The organism is Pseudescherichia sp. (assembly GCF_031979925.1).
In the GTDB taxonomy this organism is placed as follows: Bacteria; Pseudomonadota; Gammaproteobacteria; order Enterobacterales; family Enterobacteriaceae; genus Pseudescherichia.
Genome location: NZ_DALZFB010000002.1, coordinates 429,151 through 451,638 on the forward strand (window position 1 = coordinate 429,151; position 22,488 = coordinate 451,638).

Sequence of the window (22,488 nt, forward strand, 5' to 3'; positions counted from 1 at the left end):
GGGGTTAACCGAACCAGGCTCGACGATACCTTGACACGTCTAACCCTGGCGTTAGATGTCATGGGGGGCGATTTTGGCCCTTCCGTGACGGTGCCTGCAGCATTGCAGGCACTGCATTCTAACCCTCAACTCACACTTCTGTTAGTCGGTCATCCCGACGCTATCACGCCATTACTTGCCAAAGCCGATTTTGATCAGCGCTCGCGCCTGCAGGTTATTCCTGCTGAGTCGGTTATTGCCAGTGATGTCCGTCCCGCCCAGGCCGTGCGCAACAGCCGCGGTAGCTCTATGCGCATGGCGCTGGAGCTGGTAAAAGAGGGGCGCGCCGAGGCCTGCGTCAGCGCAGGCAATACCGGGGCGCTGATGGGGCTGGCTAAGCTGCTGCTTAAGCCCATTGAAGGTATTGAACGTCCGGCGCTGATGACGGTGTTGCCGCATCAGCAGAAGGGCAGAACCGTGGTGCTGGATCTCGGCGCTAACGTTGACTGCGACAGTACCATGCTGGTGCAGTTTGCCATTATGGGATCGGTGATGGCCGAAGAGGTTATTGGTATTGAACATCCGCGCGTGGCGCTGCTCAATATCGGTGAAGAAGAGGTTAAGGGCCTCGACAGCATCCGCGACGCGTCGGCGCTGCTAAAATCGATCCCATCGATCAACTATATTGGCTATCTTGAAGCTAATGAGCTGCTCACTGGCAAAACGGACGTGCTGGTCTGTGATGGCTTCACCGGTAACGTGACGTTGAAGACGATGGAAGGCATGGTCAGAATGTTCCTGTCGTTGCTGAAATCACAGGGCGAGGGCAAAAAACGGTCGTGGTGGCTGCTTTTATTAAAGCGTTGGTTACAAAAAAGCCTGACAAGGCGATTCAGTCACCTCAACCCCGACCAGTATAATGGTGCCTGTCTGTTAGGATTGCGCGGCACGGTGATTAAGAGTCATGGTGCAGCCAATCAGCGCGCGTTTGCTGTCGCGATTGAACAGGCAGTGCAGGCGGTGCAGCGGCATGTCCCCGAACGGATTGCCGCTCGCCTGGAATCTGTGTTACCGGAAAAAGACTGAGCGTATATGTATACGAAGATTAGTGGTACCGGCAGCTACCTGCCCGAGCAAGTGCGAACTAACGCCGACTTAGAAAAGATGGTCGATACCTCTGACGAGTGGATTGTGACCCGCACGGGTATCCGCGAGCGCCGCATTGCTGCCCCAAATGAGACCGTAGCGACGATGGGCTTCGAAGCCGCTAAGCGCGCCCTCGAGATGGCAGGCGTTGATAAAAACGAGATCGGCCTGATCATCGTCGCCACCACCTCGGCGACCCACGCTTTCCCAAGCGCGGCCTGCCAGGTGCAGAACATGTTAGAGATCAAAGGCTGCCCGGCGTTTGACGTCGCTGCCGCCTGCGCAGGTTTTACCTATGCCCTGAGCATTGCCGATCAGTATGTTAAAAGCGGTGCGGTGAAGCACGCGCTGGTGATCGGCTCCGACGTGCTGGCGCGCACCTGCGATCCTGCCGATCGCGGAACGATTATTATCTTCGGTGACGGCGCGGGCGCAGCAGTGCTGAGCGCATCCGAAGAGCAGGGTATTATCTCTACCCATCTGCACGCGGACGGTAGCTACGGCGAGCTGTTAACGCTGCCGAATCTGGATCGCGTTACGCCGGATAGCCCAACCTACCTGACCATGACCGGTAACGAAGTCTTTAAAGTGGCCGTGACCGAGCTGGCGCACATCGTTGAAGAGACGCTGACCGCGAATAACATCGATCGCTCTGAGCTGGACTGGCTGGTGCCGCACCAGGCGAACCTGCGCATTATCAGCGCGACGGCGAGAAAGCTGGGCATGGAGATGGATAAAGTGGTTGTGACCCTTGACCGTCACGGCAATACTTCGGCGGCGTCGGTGCCCTGTGCGCTGGATGAAGCCGTGCGCGACGGACGTATCAAACCGGGTCAGCTGGTGCTGCTCGAGGCCTTCGGTGGCGGTTTCACCTGGGGCTCTGCGCTGGTTCGTTTTTAGTATTAAGGATAAATAAGATGACGCAATTTGCTTTTGTCTTCCCGGGACAGGGTTCTCAAACCGTGGGTATGCTCGCCGACGTGGCGGCACAGTTTCCGCTGGTGGAAGAGACCTTCCGCGAAGCCTCTGCGGCGCTGGGCTATGACCTGTGGGCGCTGACCCAGCAGGGCCCAGCTGAAGAGCTAAACAAAACCTGGCAGACCCAGCCTGCACTGCTGACGGCCTCTGTCGCCCTGTGGCGCGTCTGGCAGCAGCAGGGCGGGAAAACTCCGGCGCTGATGGCAGGCCATAGCCTGGGTGAATACTCTGCATTGGTTTGCGCCGGTGTGATCAATTTCGCCGATGCTGTGCGCCTGGTTGAACTGCGCGGCAAATTTATGCAGGAAGCGGTACCGGAAGGCACTGGCGGCATGTCGGCGATTATCGGTCTTGACGATGCAGCCATCGCCAACGCCTGTGAAGAGGCCGCTGAAGGCCAGATCGTCTCGCCGGTGAACTTCAACTCGCCGGGCCAGGTGGTGATCGCCGGTCATAAAGAGGCGGTTGAGCGTGCAGGCGCGGCCTGTAAAGCGGCGGGTGCCAAGCGCGCGCTGCCGCTGCCGGTGAGCGTTCCTTCCCACTGCGCACTGATGAAGCCGGCAGCCGAGAAGCTGGCCGCCGAGCTGGAAAAAATCACCTTCAACGCCCCGGCGATTCCGGTGGTGAATAACGTTGATGTGAAGTGCGAAACCTCGCCGGAAGCGATCCGTGATGCGCTGGTGCGCCAGCTCTACAGTCCAGTACAGTGGACGAAGAGCGTAGAATTTATGGCTTCCCAGGGCGTAGAGCACCTGTATGAAGCCGGTCCGGGTAAAGTGCTGACTGGCCTGACCAAACGTATTGTTGACACCCTGACCGCCTCGGCCATTAACGAGCCTGCGGCACTGTCAGCGGCGGCTGAGCAATAAACAAGGAACCCAAAACCATGAGTTTTGAAGGAAAGATCGCACTGGTTACCGGTGCAAGCCGTGGCATTGGCCGCGCAATCGCTGAAACCCTCGTTGCCCGTGGCGCGAAGGTGGTTGGTACTGCGACCAGCGAAAGCGGCGCACAGGCCATCAGCGACTATTTAGGTGCAAACGGCAAAGGTTTACAGTTAAACGTGACCGATCCTGCATCTATTGAATCTGTGCTGGAAAATATCCGTGCAGAGTTTGGCGAAGTGGACATTCTGGTAAATAATGCCGGGATTACGCGCGACAACCTGCTGATGCGGATGAAAGACGACGAGTGGAACGATATCATCGAAACCAACCTCTCTTCTGTTTTCCGCCTGTCAAAAGCGGTAATGCGGGCTATGATGAAGAAGCGTCATGGCCGCATTATCACTATCGGTTCTGTGGTGGGTACCATGGGAAATGCTGGTCAGGCTAACTACGCTGCGGCGAAAGCAGGCCTGATCGGTTTCAGTAAGTCGCTGGCGCGTGAAGTCGCGTCCCGTGGCATTACTGTAAACGTTGTTGCTCCGGGCTTTATTGAAACGGACATGACGCGTGCGCTGACGGAAGATCAGCGTGCGGGTACGCTGGCGGCAGTTCCGGCGGGTCGCTTAGGCGAACCAAAGGAGATCGCCAGTGCGGTTGCATTCTTAGCCTCTGACGAGGCGGGTTACATCACTGGTGAGACCCTGCACGTCAACGGCGGAATGTATATGGTTTAACCACGTTATTTCCTAAAGCACTATATGGGAATAATTTTATTTGCGTTATTAGGGCAAAAGGCCTCAGAATAGCGCAAAATCGTGGTAGGACCTGCCGGGATTTAGTTGCAAATTTTTCAACATTTTATACACTACGAAAACCATCGCGAAAGCGAGTTTTGATAGGAAATTTAAGAGTATGAGCACCACTATCGAAGAACGCGTTAAGAAAATTATTGGCGAGCAGCTGGGCGTTAAGCAGGAAGAAGTGACTAACAATGCTTCTTTCGTTGACGATCTGGGCGCGGATTCTCTTGACACCGTTGAGCTGGTAATGGCTCTGGAAGAAGAGTTTGATACTGAGATTCCGGACGAAGAAGCTGAGAAAATCACTACCGTTCAGGCTGCCATTGATTACATCAACGGCCACCAGGCGTAAGTGAACATCTCCAGGCGGTCATTCGACCGCCTGAGTTTTATCTTTTTCTCCCACGAATCTCTTTTTTATCCCTCCCTGGAGGACAAACGTGTCTAAGCGTCGTGTAGTTGTGACCGGACTTGGCATGTTGTCTCCTGTCGGCAATACCGTAGAGTCTACCTGGAGTGCTCTCCTTGCCGGTCAGAGTGGCATCAGCCTGATCGACCATTTCGATACTAGCGCCTATGCAACGAAATTTGCTGGCTTAGTAAAGGATTTTAACTGTGATGACATTATCTCGCGCAAAGAGCAGCGCAAGATGGATGCCTTCATTCAATATGGAGTTGTTGCGGGCTGGCAGGCCATGCAGGATTCTGGCCTGGACGTTACCCCAGAGAACGCTCACCGTATCGGGGCCGCTATCGGTTCAGGTATCGGCGGTCTTGGCCTGATCGAAGAGAACCACGCCTCGCTGGTCAACGGCGGCCCGCGTAAAATCAGCCCGTTCTTTGTGCCCTCCACCATCGTTAACATGGTAGCCGGTCACCTGACGATTATGCTTGGCCTTCAGGGTCCGAGCATCTCTATCGCCACAGCCTGTACCTCTGGCGTGCACAACATCGGCCATGCGGCGCGTATTATCGCCTACGGCGATGCTGACGCCATGCTGGCAGGCGGCGCTGAAAAAGCCAGTACCCCGCTTGGCGTGGGCGGCTTCGGTGCAGCGCGTGCGCTCTCAACCCGTAACGACAATCCGCAGGCGGCAAGCCGTCCGTGGGATAAAGATCGTGACGGTTTTGTGCTGGGCGACGGCGCGGGTATGGTCATGCTGGAAGAGTACGAGCATGCGAAAAAACGCGGCGCGAAAATCTATGCCGAACTGGTTGGCTTTGGTATGAGCAGCGATGCCTACCACATGACTTCACCGCCGGAAAACGGCGCGGGCGCGGCGCTGGCTATGGTTAACGCACTGCGTGATGCCCAGCTGGATCCGGCGAAGATTGGCTACGTTAACGCCCACGGCACTTCGACGCCAGCTGGCGATAAGGCCGAATCCCAGGCGGTTAAATCGGTGTTTGGCGAAGCGGCAAGCCGCGTGATGGTCAGCTCCACCAAATCCATGACCGGTCACCTGCTGGGCGCGGCGGGCGCGGTAGAGTCTATCTACTCGATCCTGGCCCTGCGCGACCAGGCGATCCCGCCAACCATCAACCTGGATAACCCGGATGAGGGTTGCGATCTGGACTACGTTCCGCATGTCGCACGCCAGGTAAGCAATCTGGAATACACCCTGTGTAACTCCTTTGGCTTCGGTGGTACCAACGGCTCGCTGATCTTCAAACGGATCTAACGCCGTATGGCCGGGTAGCCTCTGCGCTGCCCGGTCTGCTCCGCACATTTTCCCTTTCAATTCAGCTTTCTCCGCTTGTCCTACGCTACGCATCCTGCCAGACTACCCGGTCACTGACACAGGAGCCGCTATGTTCTTGATAAATGGCTGCCAACAGCAGACGCTGGCGGCAAACGACAGGGCAGTACAGTTTGGTGACGGCTGCTTTACTACCGCCCGGATCCTGACTGGCCAGGTTCAGTTGCTCCCGGCACATCTGGCGCGCCTGCGTGAGGCCTGTGAGCGTCTGCTGCTGCCCTTTAGCGACTGGGCACTCCTTGAGCAGGAGATGGTTACCCTTGCGAGTCACCAGCAAACAGGCGTATTGAAGGTGATTATCAGCCGGGGCGCAGGCGGTCGCGGCTACAGCGCCAAAGGCTGCGAGACGCCGACGCGTATCCTAAGCCTGTCAGCCCTACCTGCGCACTACGATCGCTGGCGGCAGGAGGGGATTACCCTTACGCTCAGTCCCATCCGGCTCGGACGTAATCCTCATCTTGCGGGAATTAAGCATCTCAATCGCCTGGAACAGGTGCTGATCCGTACTCATCTTGAGCAGACGGCAGGGGACGAGGCGCTGGTTCTTGACAGCGATGGGTTGCTTACGGAATGCTGTGCCGCGAATTTATTCTGGCGGAAAGGCACGACGGTATTTACGCCGCGTCTTGACCATGCAGGCGTGAAGGGCATTATGCGCAGGTTCATTATCGATCGGCTGGCTACGTCCGGGTTTAGCTTCGCCGAAGTGGCCGCGCGGCCAAAGGCGCTGGCTGACGCCGATGAGGTGCTGATCTGCAATGCGCTGATGCCGATTGTGCCGGTTAACGCCTGTGACGAGTGGGGCTGGACCTCCCGCGAGTTGTATACCTTTTTATCCCCCCTTTGTGAGCGTGCGATGTCGTCATGAAGAAAATGCTTCGTTTTGTTTTACTCCTGTTGGTGGTGCTGGGCATTGCCGCGGGTGCAGGTTACTGGAAGGTTCGCCAGCTGGCGGACAGCAAGCTGCTGATTAACGCAGAGACGATCTTTACCCTGAAAGCGGGCACTGGTCGACAGGCGCTGGGAACCCAGCTCTATAGCGAGAAGATTATCAACCGTCCCCGCGTTTTCCAGTGGCTGCTGCGCGTGGAGCCAGATCTTTCTCACTTTAAGGCCGGTACCTATCGCTTTACCCCGGATATGACGGTGCGCGATATGCTACGGCTGCTGGAGAGCGGCAAAGAGGCGCAGTTCCCGCTGCGTCTGGTAGAGGGGATGCGTCTTAGCGACTACCTGAAGCAGCTTCGGGACGCACCCTATATTCAGCACACCCTGAAGGATGACAGCTACGCCACGGTGGCGGAGGTGCTCAAGTTTGACCATCCCGAATGGATCGAGGGATGGTTCTGGCCCGATACCTGGCTCTACACGGCGAACACCACCGATGTGGCAATGCTCAAGCGTGCCCACGACAAAATGGTCGCCGCGGTAAAAAACGCCTGGGAAGGGCGGATAGAGGGGCTGCCGTACAAGGATCAGAACCAACTGGTCACCATGGCCTCAATTATTGAAAAAGAGACGGCGGTTGCCAGCGAGCGGGACCAGGTTGCCTCGGTCTTCATCAACCGTCTGCGTACCGGCATGCGTCTGCAAACCGATCCCACCGTGATCTACGGAATGGGGGAGAGCTATAACGGTAAAATCAGCCGTAGCGATCTGGAGACGCCAACGGCGTATAATACCTACACCATCAGCGGCCTGCCGCCGGGACCGATTGCCATTCCGAGCGATGCGTCGCTGCGTGCTGCTGCCCATCCGGCTAAGACGCCGTATCTCTATTTTGTGGCGGACGGTAAGGGGGGGCATACCTTTACCACCAACCTCGTCAGCCACAATCGCGCAGTGCAGGACTATTTGAAAGTGCTTAAGGAAAAAAATGGCCAGTAAATACATCGTTATCGAAGGGCTGGAAGGGGCCGGAAAGACCACTGCCCGCGATACCGTCGTGGAGACGCTGACCCAGCTCGGCGTTAACGAGATGATCTTTACCCGTGAGCCGGGCGGTACGCAGCTTGCCGAGAAGCTGCGTAGCCTGGTGCTGGATATCAAATCCGTAGGCGATGAGGTGATTACCGACAAAGCTGAAGTGCTGATGTTCTACGCTGCCCGCGTTCAGCTGGTGGAGACCGTTATCAAGCCTGCGCTGGCCCGAGGCTGCTGGGTGATTGGCGATCGCCACGATCTCTCAACTCAGGCCTACCAGGGCGGCGGACGCGGCATTGATGCGCATATGCTGGCTACGCTGCGCGACACGGTGTTAGGCGATTTTCGCCCCGACCTGACGCTTTACCTCGACGTAGAGCCGGAAGTGGGCCTGAAACGCGCTCGCGCCCGGGGCGAGCTGGACCGCATTGAGCAGGAGTCCTATGACTTCTTCCATCGCGCGCGCGCCCGTTATCTGGAGCTTGCCGCGGCCGATCCGCGCATCAAAACCATCGACGCCACCCGTTCCCTCGAGGAGGTGATGAGCGATATCCGCCAGACGGTCACCGCCTGGGTGCAGGAGCAGAGCGCATGAAATGGTATCCATGGTTACGCCCCGACTTTGAACGCCTGGTTAGCAGCTATCAGGCCGGACGCGGACACCATGCGCTACTGATCCACGCCCTGCCCGGTATGGGCGATGAGGCGTTAATCTATGCCCTGACGCGCTATCTGCTCTGCCAGCAGCCCGACGGACATAAAAGCTGCGGTCGCTGTCGCGGCTGTCAGCTGATGCAGGCCGGGACCCATCCGGATTACTATGTGCTGGAGCCAGAGAAGGGCAAAAGCACGCTCGGTATCGACGCGGTGCGTGAGGTGAGCGAAAAGCTTTACGAACACGCCCGGCTGGGTGGCGCGAAGGTGGTGTGGGTCAGCGATGCGGCCCGGCTAACAGAGGCCGCTGCCAATGCCCTGCTAAAAACGTTGGAGGAGCCGCCGGCTAACACCTGGTTCTTCCTCGCCTGTCGCGAACCTGCCCGTCTGCTGGCCACCCTGCGCAGCCGCTGTCGTCTGCATCACCTTGCGCCACCTGAAGAGCGCTACGCCTGCGCCTGGCTTGCGCGTGAGGTTCAGGCGTCGCCCGAGGCGATCCTGACGGCTTTGCGTCTCTGCGGCGGTGCGCCGGGCGCGGCGCAAAGTATGCTCGCTACCGATGCCTGGGCGCAGCGTCAGGCGCTGTGTGCCGCAGTCGATGCGGCGCTGACCAGCGGCGACTGGCTCTCTCTGCTGCCTGCGCTGAACCATGACAGCGTTACCGATCGTCTGCACTGGCTGGCTTCGCTCTATCTCGACGCGATGAAAATCCAGCAGGGGGCGACGCTGCTTAGCAACGCTGATGCCCATCCGCTGGTGGTCCGACTGGCTAAAATTATCGCGCCTGCCCGGTTGCGCGTTATCTTAGCGGCGATCTTTACCTGCCGGGAGCAGCTGTTGACCGTGACCGGCGTCAATCGCGAACTGCTGTTAACCGATTTACTCCTGAGCCAGGAGCACTGGCTGCAACCCGACGCCGTGCTGCCTGTATCCCATCTTTAAGAGAGACATTATGTTTTTAGTCGACTCCCACTGCCACCTTGATGGCCTTGATTATCAATCTCTGCACCGGGACCTGGACGACGTGCTGGCGAAAGCCGCTGCCCGCGACGTTAAGTTCTGCCTCGCCGTGGCCACCACACTGCCGGGCTACCGCGCCATGCGTGAGCTGGTGGGCAATCGTGACAACGTGGCCTTCTCCTGCGGCGTACATCCGCTCAATCAGGACGAGGTGTATGACGTCGAGGAGCTACGTACCCTGGCGGCAGAAGAGGGCGTCGTAGCCATGGGCGAGACGGGGCTGGACTACTTTTATACCCCGGAAACCAAACCTATTCAGCAAGAGTCGTTCCGCAACCATATCCGCATTGGCCGCGAGCTGAACAAACCGGTGATTGTCCATACCCGTGACGCTCGCGAAGATACGCTGGCGATTCTGGCCGAGGAAAAGGTGACGGATTGCGGTGGCGTACTACACTGTTTCACAGAAGACAGAGAAACGGCAGGTAAGCTGCTGGATATGGGCTTCTATATTTCGTTCTCTGGCATTGTTACGTTCCGTAACGCTGAACAGCTGCGCGACGCTGCACGCTATGTGCCGCTGGACAGAATGCTGGTAGAGACGGATTCACCCTATCTGGCACCGGTACCACACCGGGGCAAAGAGAACCAGCCCGCAATGACCCGCGACGTGGCGGAGTATATGGCGGTGCTGAAGGGCGTATCGTTGGAGACGCTGGCGCAGCAGACTACACAGAACTTCGCCACGCTGTTCCATATTGACCCCGCCCGCCTGCAATCCCGCTGATACCTCTGTTTTTTTAAAGCTCGTAATTAATTTGCAATGCGAGTAAAGTTCACCGCCGTAAACGGGGCGGTGAACGCCATTTTTCACGCGTTCTGGCACCTGTTTTGTAAATATGTGAAAGTTTTGCGGCGGCTGCGTTTTGAAACGTGATAGCGGTCAAACAAACTTGGGACGATTTATTTTACTCTGTGTAATAAATAAAGGGCACTTAGATGCTCTGACCAGGGCGCGGTTCTCCCCCCGCGCCAATGCGTGAAAACGTACAAAAAAGCACAAATACTCAGGAGCACTCTCAATTATGTTTAAGAATGCATTTGCTAACCTGCAAAAGGTCGGTAAATCACTGATGCTGCCCGTTTCCGTACTGCCCATCGCAGGGATCCTGCTTGGCGTCGGTTCGGCAAACTTTACCTGGCTTCCAGAAGTGGTTTCCCATGTTATGGCAGAAGCGGGCGGTTCCGTTTTTGCTAACATGCCTCTGATTTTCGCTATCGGTGTTGCGCTTGGCTTTACCAATAACGACGGCGTATCTGCGCTAGCCGCGGTGGTTGCTTATGGCATCATGGTGAAAACCATGGCCGTAGTTGCGCCGCTGGTGCTGCATCTGCCTGCGGAAGAGATCGCGGCGAAACACCTGGCGGATACCGGTGTTCTCGGCGGGATCATCGCGGGTGCGATTGCTGCCTACATGTTCAACCGCTTCTACCGCATCAAGCTCCCTGAGTATCTGGGCTTCTTCGCCGGTAAGCGCTTCGTGCCGATCATCTCTGGTCTGGCTGCGATCTTCATGGGCGTGATCCTCTCCTTCATTTGGCCACCGATCGGTACGGCTATCCAGACCTTCTCCCAGTGGGCTGCTTACCAGAACCCGGTTGTGGCGTTTGGTATCTACGGTTTCATTGAGCGCTGCCTGGTACCGTTCGGTCTGCACCACATCTGGAACGTTCCTTTCCAGATGCAGATTGGCGAATACACCAACGCGGCAGGCCAGGTCTTCCACGGCGATATCCCGCGCTACATGGCAGGCGACCCGACCGCAGGTAAACTCTCCGGTGGCTTCCTGTTCAAAATGTACGGCCTGCCGGCTGCTGCGATTGCCATCTGGCACTCTGCAAAACCGGAAAACCGTGCCAAAGTGGGCGGTATCATGATCTCCGCCGCGCTGACCTCGTTCCTGACCGGTATCACCGAGCCGATCGAGTTCTCCTTCATGTTCGTTGCGCCGATCCTTTACGCAATCCATGCGGTGCTGGCAGGTCTGGCCTTCCCGATCTGTATCCTGCTGGGTATGCGTGACGGGACCTCCTTCTCACACGGTCTGATCGACTTCATCGTGCTGAGTGGTAACGGCAGCAAACTGTGGCTGTTCCCGATTGTTGGCCTGTGCTACGCGGCAATCTACTACACCGTGTTCCGCGTGCTGATCAAAGCGCTTGATCTGAAAACGCCGGGCCGTGAAGACGCAACCGAAGATTCTAAAGCTGGCGCAACCAGCGAGATGGCTCCGGCGCTGGTCTCCGCCTTCGGTGGTAAAGAGAACATCACTAACCTCGACGCCTGTATTACTCGTCTGCGCGTGAGCGTGGCCGACGTGGCGAAGGTTGACCAGGCTGGCCTGAAGAAACTGGGTGCAGCGGGTGTGGTTGTTGCAGGTTCGGGCGTTCAGGCTATTTTCGGTACCAAATCCGATAACCTGAAAACCGAAATGGATGAGTACATCCGCAACAGCTAATTTGCAGTCTGGGGAGACTGAGGGAGCCGCAAGGCTCCCTTTTTTATTGCTTACCCTTTGGTAATTCATGCCCTTAAAGCGTAATCACTATGATAAGTAACGAATGGAGGCTAAGATTTTTATACTTGTCCAACGCTGAAACAGAGAGTATTTGTATGTCTAATCCCACGCTATTTACACCGCTCCGCATCAGAAATCTCGAGATTGAAAACCGGATCGTGATTGCCCCCATGTGCCAATATTCGGCTGAAGAGGGATGCATGACTGACTGGCACATGATGCATCTGGGACAGCTGGCGCAATCCGGTGCGGGTTTACTGACGATTGAAGCCACAGCCGTTTCCCCTGAAGGGCGCATCACCTTTGCCGACGTCGGTCTCTATGATGATAAGTCTGAGGCCGCCATGGCCCGGGTGCTCGATGCAATCCGTAAATGGTCGGATATGCCGATTGCGATCCAGCTGGCGCATGCAGGAAGAAAAGCATCGACCTACAAGCCATGGGAGAAACAGGGGCAGATCCCGCCTGACCATGAAAACGGCTGGCAAACGTTAGCGCCCTCCGCTGTACCTTACAGCACAGGCTATACGCCTCCTACCGCTCTGGACAGTGCCGGGCTAGAGGAGATCCGCACCCAGTTTGCCAATGCCGCGAAACGCGCTGCCAAACTGGATATCGATCTGATTCAAATTCACGCCGCGCATGGTTACCTGCTGCATCAGTTCCTGTCGCCCCTATCGAACCAGCGTACTGATGAGTACGGCGGCTCGCTGGAAAACCGCGCCAGATTTCCGCTGGAAATTTTTGATGTAGTTCGGGAAGCGTTCCCGGCAGAGAAGGCGATTAGCGTGCGCATCTCCGCGACGGACTGGGTTGAGGGCGGATTCGATATTGAAGAGGCCGTGGAGTTTGCAAAAATGCTTGAGGCGCGTGGTGTTGATGCTATCCATGTTTCCAGCGGTGGTCTCCATCCCGATCAAAAGATCGATGTCTACCCGGGCTATCAGGTTCCGTTAGCGAGAGCGGTAAAATCCGCTGTAAGCATTCCTGTTGTTGCGGTGGGATTAATCACCGAACCACAACACGCCGAGGCAATCGTATCCAGTGGTGATGCAGATATTGTCGGGATTGCACGTACGGCGCTGTACGATCCGCGTTGGCCCTGGCACGCCGCGGCGACACTGGGTGCACAGGTGCGGGCAGCCAGCCAGTACCTTCGCTGCCAGCCTCACACGCTTAAGAACCTGTTTAAATCCTGACACAGCAGGCGGGGGCAACCCCGCCGATAATCATTCATTCCCGGAGACACCGGGACCAATCAATGTCGCCCTTACCTGAGGAAGACTCTGCGGATAATTTTGTTGAATAAACTCAATCATTTTTTCCCGCACGTGACAGCGTAAATCGAAGGCCATAGGTGAATTCTGCGCCGTCATTAACAATCTGATTGTCATGCTTTTTTCAGTCGTATCGGTAACCTGGAGGACCTGCGTTTGTTGATCCCAGAGTTTTGTTTCACTGAGCACCTTTTCAAAGTGTTTTCGAAGAGGCTCTAAAGGCATCGAATAATCCAGATAAAGAAAAACAGAGCCTAAAATTTGTGCATTGTTACGCGTCCAGTTTTGAAATGGATTTTCTGTAAAGTAGGTAATCGGTAAGACCAGTCGGCGCAGATCCCAGAGACGCACCACAACATACGTCAGGTTTATCTCTTCAATCCAACCCCACTCTTTTTCAACCACCACAGCATCATCGATTTTTATGGGTTGCGTAAACGCTATCTGAATTCCGGCAAACAAATTGACAAGCGATTTCTGTAGGGCGAAACCAATTATTATTCCGGCAACCCCTGCACCGGCCAGGATGGTCGTACCAAATTTTCTAACGCCAGGAAAGCTAAGTAGAATCAGTGAAAGACAGAACGTCACAAGCACAACAATAGCGACTTTCTTAACATACATTATCTGAGTGCGAATTTTGCGGGCACGAAGATTATTTGAGATATTAATATCGTAGCGTATAAAAAGCATATCCTGTGCAACATTAATTAATCGAATCAGCACAGAGCAAAATGACAATATAATAAATATATTGATTGCAGTTATAATAAATAGAAAGGATTCAGGTTGAATGTGGACATAATTAACCCCTATGCGTATTAACAGCAGAGGAATGAAAAGAAACATTGATCCACGAAGGTGTTTCTCCAGTGATTTGAATAGCTTTCTGTCGCGACTCTGCCAGTAGCGGATGAATCGTAGAAGTATAAATCTCGCGAGAAAACCTACCGCGAGCGAGAGAGTCACGACCAATACCGCAGGCACCCATGTCGGCGCGACAGATAACTCACCAAATAAAAAAGACATTGTTTCCCCTTATATCCTGCCAACAACCCTATATTATTTGTTCGGTAAAAATCCTTCATCTTCCTCTTGAAGCTAACCACTATATTAGCCTGCTTTACGCGCATTTTTAGAAGAAAAGGATGAAAATCTTGCCTGTAAAACTTAATGAGGATGTGTAACGTGCTGAGTGGTAAAGGAGTCTTTATTTTGCAACAGCGAGGCTTTATGCGTGGCGCGCCGCAACACAGAGAGAATGGCCGTGGCGCTTGAGGCTTTTTGCCTCATAACGTTGAGGTGGTAAAGATGTGGTGAGGCAGAAAGAAGAAAGCCCCGAAGGTCATTTTTCAATTAACCAACGAGGCTTGCTCTTATGCTAGACAACATCAGAGTAGCCGTTTACCCGCCGCAAGGCAAGGAGAAGAAGGCGATGAAGCTGCCATGGAACGCTCTCATCTGGTGCGTATTAATTGTCTGTTTAACGCTATTGATATTCACCTGGCTGACGCGAAAATCACTGTGTGAAATTCGCTACAGAGACGGGAGCAGGGAGGTGGCTGCTTCGATGGCTTACGAATCCGGTAAATAGCAACCTGGAGGCGGGGGCAACCCCGCCTTTTCAGGAATGATGTGTCTGAGTATCGCTAGCGCCTTTACAAGGGCTGCTGGTTTAGGCCGGCAGCCTTTTTCTATATGAATTCCTCGCAACCTACTGGGAAGACCTATCGGCGGTGAAGGCGTTTGCCGGGGAGGATTATCATGTGGCGGTGACCTATCCGGACGATGAACAGTTTGAATTGCTATCCGATCCCTTCTGTCCCTATTGCAACAAATTCTGGTATCAGGCGCAGCGCTTTATTCAGGACAAACGCATCAGCATGACAACCTTGCTGGTTGGCGTGATTCGTCCGGACAGCGGACGGTTCCTTTTGAAAATGAAAACCTGCGATCCTTTAAGCGGCGCAGGTTTTTAACTGGCTTCGTCTGAGCGTTAGCTCTGAAGGTAATCTTCCGTGGATATCACTTTGCCATAGCCAAACTCAAAGGCGGCCATCATTGCAGCATGCACGTGGGCAGCGGGCACGGTGACGTTATTAAAGGTGAGATCCAACGTGGCACAGGCATCGTGCAGAATGGTGACAGGGTAGCCCATGTCAGCGGCAGCGCGCACGCAAGCATCGACACACATATGACTCATTGCACCGACAATAATGAGCTCTTCAACGCCTTGCGCGTCAAGCTGCGCTTTAAGGTCGGTATCGCGAAACGCATTTATATAGTTTTTAACAATAACCGGCTCGTTTTCCGTTGGGTAAACAGATGGCTGGATCTGTACGCCCTCGGTCCCAGGGGTAAATATCGGTGCATCTTCGCTAGCAAACTCATGGCGAATGTGAAAAATAGGATGCCCATGCCGACGGAAGTCGGTAATCACGCGTGCGGCATTGGCTGCAGCAGCTTCAATATTGGTTAAGGGAAGCTTACCGCTGGACAGGTATTCGTTTTGCAGGTCGATGACAATAAGGCCACGCTTTTTCATATATTCTCTCGCTCAATGATATCGTGAGGCTCTATTGTGTCCCGGCTAAGCACTGCTGCTAAGTGGCTTCAACGACATTATCAGAGGCAATAACGACACAACGTTGCTGCCTCAAGGACATTATAGAGCTGCCCCAGCGCTAAAGCGGCGGCGGTACTCTCCAGGCGTCAGGCCCACGATACGGGTAAACACTTTACGGAAGGCCCCGGTGTCATTATAGCCAACCTCCCAGGCCACACTGTCAACCGGCACAGTGCTAAACTGGAGCAACTCCCGCGCCCGGCCTACGCGTAGCCGCTGGCAATATTCAGTGCTGGTCATTCCCGTCGCTTTTTGAAAGCGCCGCAGGAAGGTACGCTCTTCCAGGCTTGCCTGAAGAGCCAGAGCGCTAAGTGAGATATTCTTTGCCTGAGTAGCTTGTAACCAGTGTTGTACTTTCAGTATCGCCGCGTCGCCGTGATCAAGACGAGGGGAGAATACGCTGTAATAGCGCTGTTCGCGACCAGGTGGGTCAACCAGCAGCATGCGGGCAGTGTGTATCATGACGGTGGGTCCCAGCAGGCGATCAACCAGCCTGAGTCCAAGATCCGTCCAGGACATAAGTCCTCCTGCAGAGATAATATCCCCATCGTCAATAATGAGCCGATCCGCATCGACAGTAATATCAGGAAAGCGCTGCTGTAATAGCTCGGCATATTTCCAGTGGGTGGTCATGCGCCGTCCCGCCATCAGCCCCGTAGCCCCCAGCAAGAAAGCGCCTGCACAGATCGACCCCAGCACCACACCTTGTGCATGCCGATCGCGTAACCACTGTGTCAGCCTGTCACTTCTGTCGGGCACCACCGGCGTAGAGAGGGTAGGAGGTAAGATCAACGCCGACAGCGTACATGAATTGCGGGTGCACACGTCCCACGTAGGGGTCGGGTCCTGCTCTGGTGTCGGCGACTGCCAGTGGGTTACACGTAAGACGGTGTGCTGCTGATACGCTGCGGCAATGCCGTTGGCGACGCTGAAAAGATCACTTAACCCTAAAACGGCTGCCTGCTGGACTCCGGGGTAGAGTAGCAGCCCAATTTCGATCGCCTTCGTCTGGCTCATATGTCGTTTTCATCTTCACCTGGGTGGGAACTGAAGTCTGTTAGTTCCCCCGTCGGGTTGCAAGCAAATAAAAAAGGGAGCCTTTCGGCTCCCTTTTTTACGTACGCGCTATCAGAAGCTGTAGTTAGCGCTGATAGAGAAGTTACGCGGCTCGCCGTAAACAACGGTGCGGCTGTCGATGTCGGTCTCGTAGGATTTGTCGAACAGGTTGTCGACGTTGGCCTGCAGGGAGAGCGCTTTGGTGACCTGGTAACGGGCAAACAGGTCCACCAGTGCATAGCTGCCCTGTTCAGCGCGCAGGGTGCCGTCTGCGACAGCAACGTTAGACCAGACGCGGTTCTGCCAGTTGACGCCGCCGCCAACGGTCAGATCCTGAATGGCTGGCAGGCGGTAGCTGGTGAACATCTTGACGCTGGTACGCGGCAGGTTCGGGTTAACCGCATCGCCTTCGCCATCGTTTGCCACGTAGCGGGTTGCGCCAAAGGTCATCTGCCAGTTATCGGTCAGCGCACCGTTGATCTCAAACTCAACGCCTTTGCTTACCGTGCCGTCCGCTTCGCGATAGGCGGTCTCGCCGTTGCTGCCAGGAATGACCAGACCGGTAGACTGCGCCAGGTGATCCTGCTCAATGCGGAACACCGCAAGAGAGGTGGTCAGACGGCTGTTCATCCAGTCGGCCTTCACGCCGGCTTCATAGTTATTACCGGTGATCGGCGACAGGTACTTACGCTGTGCGTCGCGCTCGGTCTGCGGCTTGAAGATCGAGGTATAGCTGGCGTAGGTAGACCAGCTGTCGTTGATATCAAACACCACCCCTGCGTAAGGAGAGGTGTTGTTCTTCTCCATCTGCTGGTTCAGTGTATCCAGGTTGTACTTGGTATAGCGTGCACCGAGGATCACGTGCAGCGGATCGGCCAGGGAGATACGGGTCGCTGCATAGACTGACTTCTGGTGAATGGTGTCATCCTGAGCCAGGCTCAGCGGGTTCCAGTTAGTCTCCGGGAAGTTGCCGTTGTAACTCGCATAGTTGCCCAACTGGGTATCGCCAATGTTCTCCCACGAGCTGTAGTAGATGTTGTTCTGGCGCGAGTAGTTAGTACCGATCATCAGCTCGTGCTGGCGGCCAAACAGGTCGTAGGAGCCGTTTGCGAAGGTATCGATAGCGTCCACTTTACGCTTACCGGTGTTGTAGCCGGTGCCGCCCACGTAAGGGTAGGATGCACCGTACGGGCTGACCATCAGACCCGTGGTACGGTCAACCTGGCCGTCCAGATAGAGCTGTTTGCTGTCGAGATCCTGTTCGGTATGAGTACCGTTGACGGTCAGCTGCCAGTTGTCGCCCAGCTTCTGCTTCAGGGTCGCGAAGGTACGTTCGGATTTTTTATCGACATAAGCCCACTCCGGCGCGGTGCTGAAGCTGCGATCCGAGTTAACGCGGGTGCCGTCGGTATACCAGCGTGGAATGCCGCCCCAGGTAGGGCTGTTGGAGTTGGTATCCTGATAGTCATAGCCGACGGAGAAGGTCGTCGCGTCGGTCAGATCAACATCCAGCACGCCGTAGAAGAATTTTTTCTCCTGGCTGTAGCGGTCCAGCCAGCTGTCATTGTGCTGGTAGCCTGACACCATGCGGCCACGGATGCGACCGTCGTCGGTCAGCGGAGTAGAGAGGTCAGCCACGTAGCGCTGTTTGTTCCAACTGCCGTACTCGGCGGAGACGTTCCCAACAAATTCACGGCTGTCGGCGTGTTTACGCACCATGTTAATGGCGGCGGAAGGGTTACCGGAGCCGGTGGTCAGGCCGTTGGCACCGCGAACCACTTCAATACGTTCATACAGGGCGGTATCGGAGAGGGCATCACCCATATTCCAGCGGGTCTCAAACAGGGTCGGAATGCCGTCGACCATAAAGTTATCGATCTCAAAACCGCGGGAGTAAAAGTTGGTGCGCTCCGAGTCCGTCGCGCTTTGGGTAATACCGGTGGTGTTTTTCAGCACGTCGCCGAGGGACTCCAGCTTCTGATCCTGCATACGCTGTTTGCTGATGATGCTCACGGACTGCGGGATATCACGCGGAACCAGCAGCATTTTGGTGCCGGAGGTGGTGGTTTTAACGCTGTAGTCCTGGCTCTCTTCATCGGCATAGCTGCTGGCTGCGGAACCATCAACGATAACGGTATCGCCGCTGGTGGTGTCTGGCGTGGCGGCAAAGCCTGTAGCTGGCGCAAGTGCAAAGGCAATACAGACTGCCAGCAGTGACGGAGCGGCAGCAGGCGGACATTGTCCATCCCTGGCGTGAACGGTGAAAGACATGGTGAACCCTTTTCGCAAGTTTAATAGTGCGCTCTGACCGATACGTTGCCGATGCCGAGCGTGCTGTGTTTGTTCTCATGGTGCAATTGCGCATGAAAATGCAAATGCGAAATATACGCATTCATCTTAGTGCTGTAAACAGATGTAATATTTATTAAGTAAATTAGCGGAACGCCGTTAACGGTGAAAAATCAGGCGTAACGGCGGCGCATAATCCTAATGCGTGAAGAAAAGCGGCGTAATAGTTGAAACATCAGGATATTCTCGATCATACTCTCTTGTTGAGTCCCGCAGTTATTCATTAAGGAAGACGTCATGGCCGAAGAAACGATTTTCAGTAAAATTATCCGCCGCGAAATTCCGTCGGATATCGTCTGGCAGGATGAGCTGGTCACGGCATTTCGTGATATCTCTCCGCAAGCGCCAACGCATATCCTCATTGTGCCTAACCTGCTGATCCCGACGCTAAACGACGTCTCCGAGGCGCACGAGCAGGCGCTGGGGCGTATGCTCACCGTGGCCGCGAAGCTCGCCGCGCAGGAGGGGATTGCCGAAGATGGCTACCGGGTGATCATGAACTGCAACCGTCATGGCGGCCAGGAGGTGTACCATATTCATCTGCATCTGCTGGGTGGCCGCACGCTGGGTCCGATGCTGACACATAAAGGTTAAGCCCATGCTGAGAGGAGGTCTGGCCGCGCTGCTGGCGCTGGCTGCATTGACCGGCTGTAGCTCACGTCCGGCAATTCCGGTGAGTGACGATCAGACGCTGGTGATGGAAGCAACCGTACTGGCGGCAGGTATAAACGCAGAAAAACCGGTGCTGAATAACGCTGAGATCCAGCCCTCTGCGTCCTCAACGCTCTATAACGAACGGGGCGAAACCGTCACCGTAAACTATCGTTTTTTCTGGTATGACGCCAGAGGTCTCGAGATGCATCCGCTGGAAGCGCCCCGGCGCATCACTATTCCTGCGCATTCATCGGTAACGCTCTACGGCAGCGCCAACTATCTGGGCGCACGTAAAGTGAGACTCTATCTCTATTTGTAAGGGGTGAATTTTGATCAATAAACTGGGTCGTTATGCGCTACTCACGACCGTAGCGATGATCCTTTCGGGATGTATTATGCGGGGCGAGCAGCAGCCAGCGCCGGTAGAAGAAGCCAAGCCGCAGCCGCAGCAGCCGGTTGAGCAGCCGCAGCCGCAGCCGGTTCCTGAAGTACCGTCCGTGCCGTCGGTGCCATCCCAGCCGGGTCCTATTGAGCACCAGGATGAAACGGCGCAGCCTGCACCGCGCGAGCGTCATTTTGACTGGAGCGGGGCAGTGTCGCCGATGGTGAGCAAGATGCTGCAGGCGAGTGGCGCTTCCGGTGGCAGCGTGCTGCTGGTCGACAGCGTCAATAACCGTACCAACGGCTCGTTGAACACCGCCGAAGCGACAGAGGTACTGCGCGGCGCGCTGGCGAATAACGGGAAATTTACGCTGGTCTCTGCCCAGCAGCTCTCCATGGCTAAGCAGCAGCTTGGCCTGTCGCCACAGGATAGCCTCGGCACGCGCAGTAAAGCGATCGGTATCGCCCGTAACGTTGGGGCGCAGTATGTGCTCTATACCAGCGCCTCCGGCAACGTTAATTCCCCCGCGCTACAGATGCAGCTGATGCTGGTGCAGACGGGCGAGATCGTCTGGTCAGGTAAAGGTGCGGTTCAACAACAGTAATCCTGAGCGTGACGAGATCATGTCACGCTTTTTCCCCCACGCCGCGCTCGTCGCCAGTCCTGACCATACAGGGCTGAGCGGCGGGAGCTGCGTTATTGTCAACGGCCCGCAGCGGTTGGTACTGCGCCAGCAGCATGCAGCCACCACGCCAGCGCCGTTTCTTCGGCAGTACCGCGCCCTGAAGCGACTTCCAGACACGCTTGCACCCCGCCCACAGTGGCTGGGCCAGGGCTGGATGGCCGTTGACTATCTTGCAGGCGAAGTCAAAACCACGCTTCCGGATCCCCATCCCCTCGCCGACTTGCTGTATCATCTGCATCAGCAGCCCCGTTTTGGCTGGCGCATAACCCTGCTGCCGCTGCTGGAGCGCTACTGGCAGGCGTGCGATCCTGCACGTCGTACGCCGCGCTGGCTGGCGCGGCTAAAGCACCTTAAGCGTGAGCGCGAGCCGGGCGTTATCAGACTGGCTCCGTTACATATGGATGTGCATGCAGGTAATCTGGTACATACCACCTCGGGCCTGCGGCTGATTGACTGGGAGTATGCCGGTGATGGCGATATCGCTTTGGAGCTGGCCTCGGTCTGGACGACGGATGAGGCCGAGCGCCAGCGTCTTACTCGCGCTTACGCCTGCATGGCAAATATAGAGAATACCCGGCTGGCGCGGCAGGTGCAGCGCTGGCGGCCCTGGGTGCTGATGCTGATGGCAGGCTGGTATGAGTGCCGCTGGCAGCAGACCGGGGAGCAGCAATTTATTATGTTGGCAAATGAAACATGGTATCAGCTAGAGACAAAAGGATAAGAGAGGTCAGTGTGGGTCCGGTAATGTTAGATGTGGCAGGCTATGAGCTGGATGCGGAGGAGCGCGAGATTCTGGCGCATCCGCTGGTAGGGGGCCTGATCCTCTTTACCCGAAATTATCACGATCCGGCGCAGCTGCGCGAGCTGGTGCGGCAGATCCGCGCCGCCTCGCATCATCGTCTCGTGGTAGCTGTGGATCAGGAGGGGGGCCGGGTGCAGCGTTTTCGCGATGGCTTTACGCGCCTGCCTGCGGCCCAGTCGTTCGCTGCGTTGCTCGGCATGGAGGAGGGCGGCAGGCTGGCAGAGGAGGCGGGCTGGCTGATGGCCTGCGAGATGATCGCCATGGATATCGATATCAGCTTTGCTCCCGTGCTGGACGTCGGCCACATTAGCGCAGCCATCGGCGAGCGCTCGTACCATGCCGATCCGCATAAGGCGCTGGCCATTGCCACCCGTGTGATTGACGGCATGCACCGGGCGGGGATGAAGACCACCGGCAAACACTTTCCAGGCCATGGGGCGGTAACGGCGGACTCTCATAAAGAGACTCCGCGCGATCCGCGTCCGGAGGCGCTAATCCGCGAGCACGACATGTCGATCTTTAGCTCTCTGATCCGCGACGGCAGGCTGGATGCGATTATGCCCGCGCACGTCATCTACAGCGAGGTCGATCCGCGCCCGGCCAGCGGCTCTCCCCACTGGTTGAAAACGGTGCTGCGCGGCGAGCTGGGCTTTAACGGCGTGATCTTCTCTGACGATCTCTCCATGGAGGGGGCGGCGATCATGGGCAGCTATGCCGAACGCGCCCAGGCTTCGCTGGACGCCGGTTGCGATATGATTCTGGTCTGCAATAATCGCCAGGGGGCGGTGAGCGTGCTGGATAACCTGTCGCCGATCAATGCAGCGCGTGTTACAGAGTTGTATCATAGAGGTTCGTTTACGCGTCAGGAGCTGGTTGCGTCCGCCGAATGGAAAGCGGTGAGCAGCAAACTGGAACAGCTCCAGGCCCGCTGGCTGGAGCGGTCAGCGGCCCATTAACCCTCCCTGAAAGGGAGAAAGCACAGGGTGAGGAC

24 protein-coding genes and 1 pseudogene are annotated in these 22,488 nt (G+C 56.0%); 21 read left to right on the forward strand and 4 right to left on the reverse strand.

The window, feature by feature from the left end; translation table 11 throughout:
* Positions 1 to 30 precede the first annotated feature (30 nt).
* The 13 genes from plsX (at position 31) to RTM13_RS05555 (ending at position 12,865) form a co-directional block, all read left to right on the forward strand.
* Positions 31 to 1,065 carry a phosphate acyltransferase PlsX gene (plsX, locus tag RTM13_RS05495; protein WP_312210790.1) on the forward strand — a complete coding sequence of 345 codons (1,035 nt, stop codon included), beginning with the start codon at positions 31 to 33 and terminating at the stop codon, positions 1,063 to 1,065.
* Between the two features lie 6 nt (positions 1,066 to 1,071).
* On the forward strand, positions 1,072 to 2,025 hold the full coding sequence (locus RTM13_RS05500; RefSeq protein WP_312210792.1) for a beta-ketoacyl-ACP synthase III: 954 nt from the start codon (positions 1,072 to 1,074) through the stop codon (positions 2,023 to 2,025).
* 17 nt (positions 2,026 to 2,042) lie between these two features.
* Entirely contained in the window at positions 2,043 to 2,972 is a 930-nt protein-coding gene (fabD, locus tag RTM13_RS05505; protein ID WP_312210793.1) for an ACP S-malonyltransferase, read from the forward strand.
* A 17-nt stretch (positions 2,973 to 2,989) separates the two neighbouring features.
* On the forward strand, positions 2,990 to 3,724 hold the full coding sequence (gene fabG / locus RTM13_RS05510) for a 3-oxoacyl-ACP reductase FabG (protein ID WP_312210795.1): 735 nt from the start codon (positions 2,990 to 2,992) through the stop codon (positions 3,722 to 3,724).
* Positions 3,725 to 3,902: 178 nt separating this feature from the next.
* Positions 3,903 to 4,142: an acyl carrier protein gene (gene acpP / locus RTM13_RS05515; protein WP_042392766.1), complete on the forward strand. Its 240-nt coding sequence runs from the start codon at positions 3,903 to 3,905 to the stop codon at positions 4,140 to 4,142.
* A gap of 88 nt (positions 4,143 to 4,230) precedes the next feature.
* Positions 4,231 to 5,472 (forward strand): beta-ketoacyl-ACP synthase II, encoded by a 1,242-nt coding sequence (gene fabF, locus RTM13_RS05520; protein ID WP_312210797.1) that lies wholly within the window; start codon positions 4,231 to 4,233, stop codon positions 5,470 to 5,472.
* A 130-nt stretch (positions 5,473 to 5,602) separates the two neighbouring features.
* A complete protein-coding gene (gene pabC / locus RTM13_RS05525) occupies positions 5,603 to 6,418 on the forward strand; it encodes an aminodeoxychorismate lyase (protein ID WP_312210799.1) in 816 nt (271 codons plus the stop codon).
* Positions 6,415 to 7,437 (forward strand): cell division protein YceG, encoded by a 1,023-nt coding sequence (yceG, locus tag RTM13_RS05530; protein ID WP_312210801.1) that lies wholly within the window; start codon positions 6,415 to 6,417, stop codon positions 7,435 to 7,437. Before pabC ends, yceG begins: the two co-directional genes overlap by 4 nt.
* On the forward strand, positions 7,427 to 8,068 hold the full coding sequence (gene tmk / locus RTM13_RS05535; protein ID WP_312210803.1) for a dTMP kinase: 642 nt from the start codon (positions 7,427 to 7,429) through the stop codon (positions 8,066 to 8,068). Before yceG ends, tmk begins: the two co-directional genes overlap by 11 nt.
* Entirely contained in the window at positions 8,065 to 9,069 is a 1,005-nt protein-coding gene (holB, locus tag RTM13_RS05540) for a DNA polymerase III subunit delta' (protein ID WP_312210805.1), read from the forward strand. Before tmk ends, holB begins: the two co-directional genes overlap by 4 nt.
* Before the next feature lie 10 nt (positions 9,070 to 9,079).
* Entirely contained in the window at positions 9,080 to 9,874 is a 795-nt protein-coding gene (locus tag RTM13_RS05545) for a metal-dependent hydrolase (protein WP_312210806.1), read from the forward strand.
* A 298-nt stretch (positions 9,875 to 10,172) separates the two neighbouring features.
* Entirely contained in the window at positions 10,173 to 11,606 is a 1,434-nt protein-coding gene (gene ptsG / locus RTM13_RS05550; RefSeq protein WP_312210807.1) for a PTS glucose transporter subunit IIBC, read from the forward strand.
* Between the two features lie 155 nt (positions 11,607 to 11,761).
* Positions 11,762 to 12,865, forward strand: a complete 1,104-nt coding sequence (locus tag RTM13_RS05555; RefSeq protein WP_312210809.1) for an NADH:flavin oxidoreductase/NADH oxidase — start codon at positions 11,762 to 11,764, stop codon at positions 12,863 to 12,865.
* Between the two features lie 30 nt (positions 12,866 to 12,895).
* Here RTM13_RS05555 and RTM13_RS05560 read toward each other — a convergent pair whose 3' ends face one another.
* Positions 12,896 to 13,972: a mechanosensitive ion channel domain-containing protein gene (locus RTM13_RS05560; RefSeq protein ID WP_312210811.1), complete on the reverse strand. Its 1,077-nt coding sequence runs from the start codon at positions 13,970 to 13,972 to the stop codon at positions 12,896 to 12,898.
* Between the two features lie 318 nt (positions 13,973 to 14,290).
* Between RTM13_RS05560 and RTM13_RS05565 the strand changes: the two genes are divergently transcribed.
* From RTM13_RS05565 to RTM13_RS05575, 3 genes and pseudogenes are all read left to right on the forward strand, one after another.
* The gene (locus RTM13_RS05565) at positions 14,291 to 14,473 is read left to right on the forward strand and encodes a DUF5431 family protein (RefSeq protein ID WP_312211017.1); all 183 of its coding nucleotides are present in this window, start codon (positions 14,291 to 14,293) and stop codon (positions 14,471 to 14,473) included.
* Complete coding sequence (locus RTM13_RS05570) at positions 14,418 to 14,537, forward strand: type I toxin-antitoxin system Hok family toxin (RefSeq protein WP_255211695.1); 120 nt, start codon at positions 14,418 to 14,420, stop codon at positions 14,535 to 14,537. The genes RTM13_RS05565 and RTM13_RS05570 overlap by 56 nt, the downstream gene beginning before the upstream one ends.
* Positions 14,538 to 14,646: 109 nt before the next feature.
* Positions 14,647 to 14,763 (forward strand): annotated as a pseudogene (locus RTM13_RS05575) (hypothetical protein); the annotation flags it as partial.
* Between the two features lie 176 nt (positions 14,764 to 14,939).
* Here the strand turns inward: RTM13_RS05575 and RTM13_RS05585 are convergent.
* The 3 genes from RTM13_RS05585 to fhuE form a co-directional block, all read right to left on the reverse strand.
* Positions 14,940 to 15,488, reverse strand: coding sequence for a cysteine hydrolase family protein (locus tag RTM13_RS05585; protein WP_312210813.1), 549 nt, complete (start codon positions 15,486 to 15,488; stop codon positions 14,940 to 14,942).
* Between the two features lie 120 nt (positions 15,489 to 15,608).
* Positions 15,609 to 16,586, reverse strand: coding sequence for a GlxA family transcriptional regulator (locus tag RTM13_RS05590; RefSeq protein ID WP_312210814.1), 978 nt, complete (start codon positions 16,584 to 16,586; stop codon positions 15,609 to 15,611).
* Positions 16,587 to 16,697: 111 nt separating this feature from the next.
* Positions 16,698 to 18,896 (reverse strand): ferric-rhodotorulic acid/ferric-coprogen receptor FhuE, encoded by a 2,199-nt coding sequence (fhuE, locus tag RTM13_RS05595; protein WP_312210815.1) that lies wholly within the window; start codon positions 18,894 to 18,896, stop codon positions 16,698 to 16,700.
* Between the two features lie 315 nt (positions 18,897 to 19,211).
* On the opposite strand from fhuE, the gene hinT reads away from it, so the two are divergent.
* The 5 genes from hinT to nagZ are packed head-to-tail and all read left to right on the forward strand — an operon-like array spanning position 19,212 to position 22,453.
* Entirely contained in the window at positions 19,212 to 19,568 is a 357-nt protein-coding gene (gene hinT, locus RTM13_RS05600; protein ID WP_312210816.1) for a purine nucleoside phosphoramidase, read from the forward strand.
* Between the two features lie 4 nt (positions 19,569 to 19,572).
* Positions 19,573 to 19,947: a YcfL family protein gene (locus tag RTM13_RS05605; RefSeq protein WP_312210818.1), complete on the forward strand. Its 375-nt coding sequence runs from the start codon at positions 19,573 to 19,575 to the stop codon at positions 19,945 to 19,947.
* A gap of 13 nt (positions 19,948 to 19,960) precedes the next feature.
* Positions 19,961 to 20,614: a penicillin-binding protein activator LpoB gene (lpoB, locus tag RTM13_RS05610; RefSeq protein WP_312211020.1), complete on the forward strand. Its 654-nt coding sequence runs from the start codon at positions 19,961 to 19,963 to the stop codon at positions 20,612 to 20,614.
* Positions 20,595 to 21,416, forward strand: coding sequence for a thiamine kinase (thiK, locus tag RTM13_RS05615; protein WP_312210819.1), 822 nt, complete (start codon positions 20,595 to 20,597; stop codon positions 21,414 to 21,416). The genes lpoB and thiK overlap by 20 nt, the downstream gene beginning before the upstream one ends.
* A gap of 11 nt (positions 21,417 to 21,427) precedes the next feature.
* Positions 21,428 to 22,453, forward strand: coding sequence for a beta-N-acetylhexosaminidase (gene nagZ, locus RTM13_RS05620; RefSeq protein ID WP_312210821.1), 1,026 nt, complete (start codon positions 21,428 to 21,430; stop codon positions 22,451 to 22,453).
* The last annotated feature ends 35 nt before the right edge of the window (positions 22,454 to 22,488 follow it).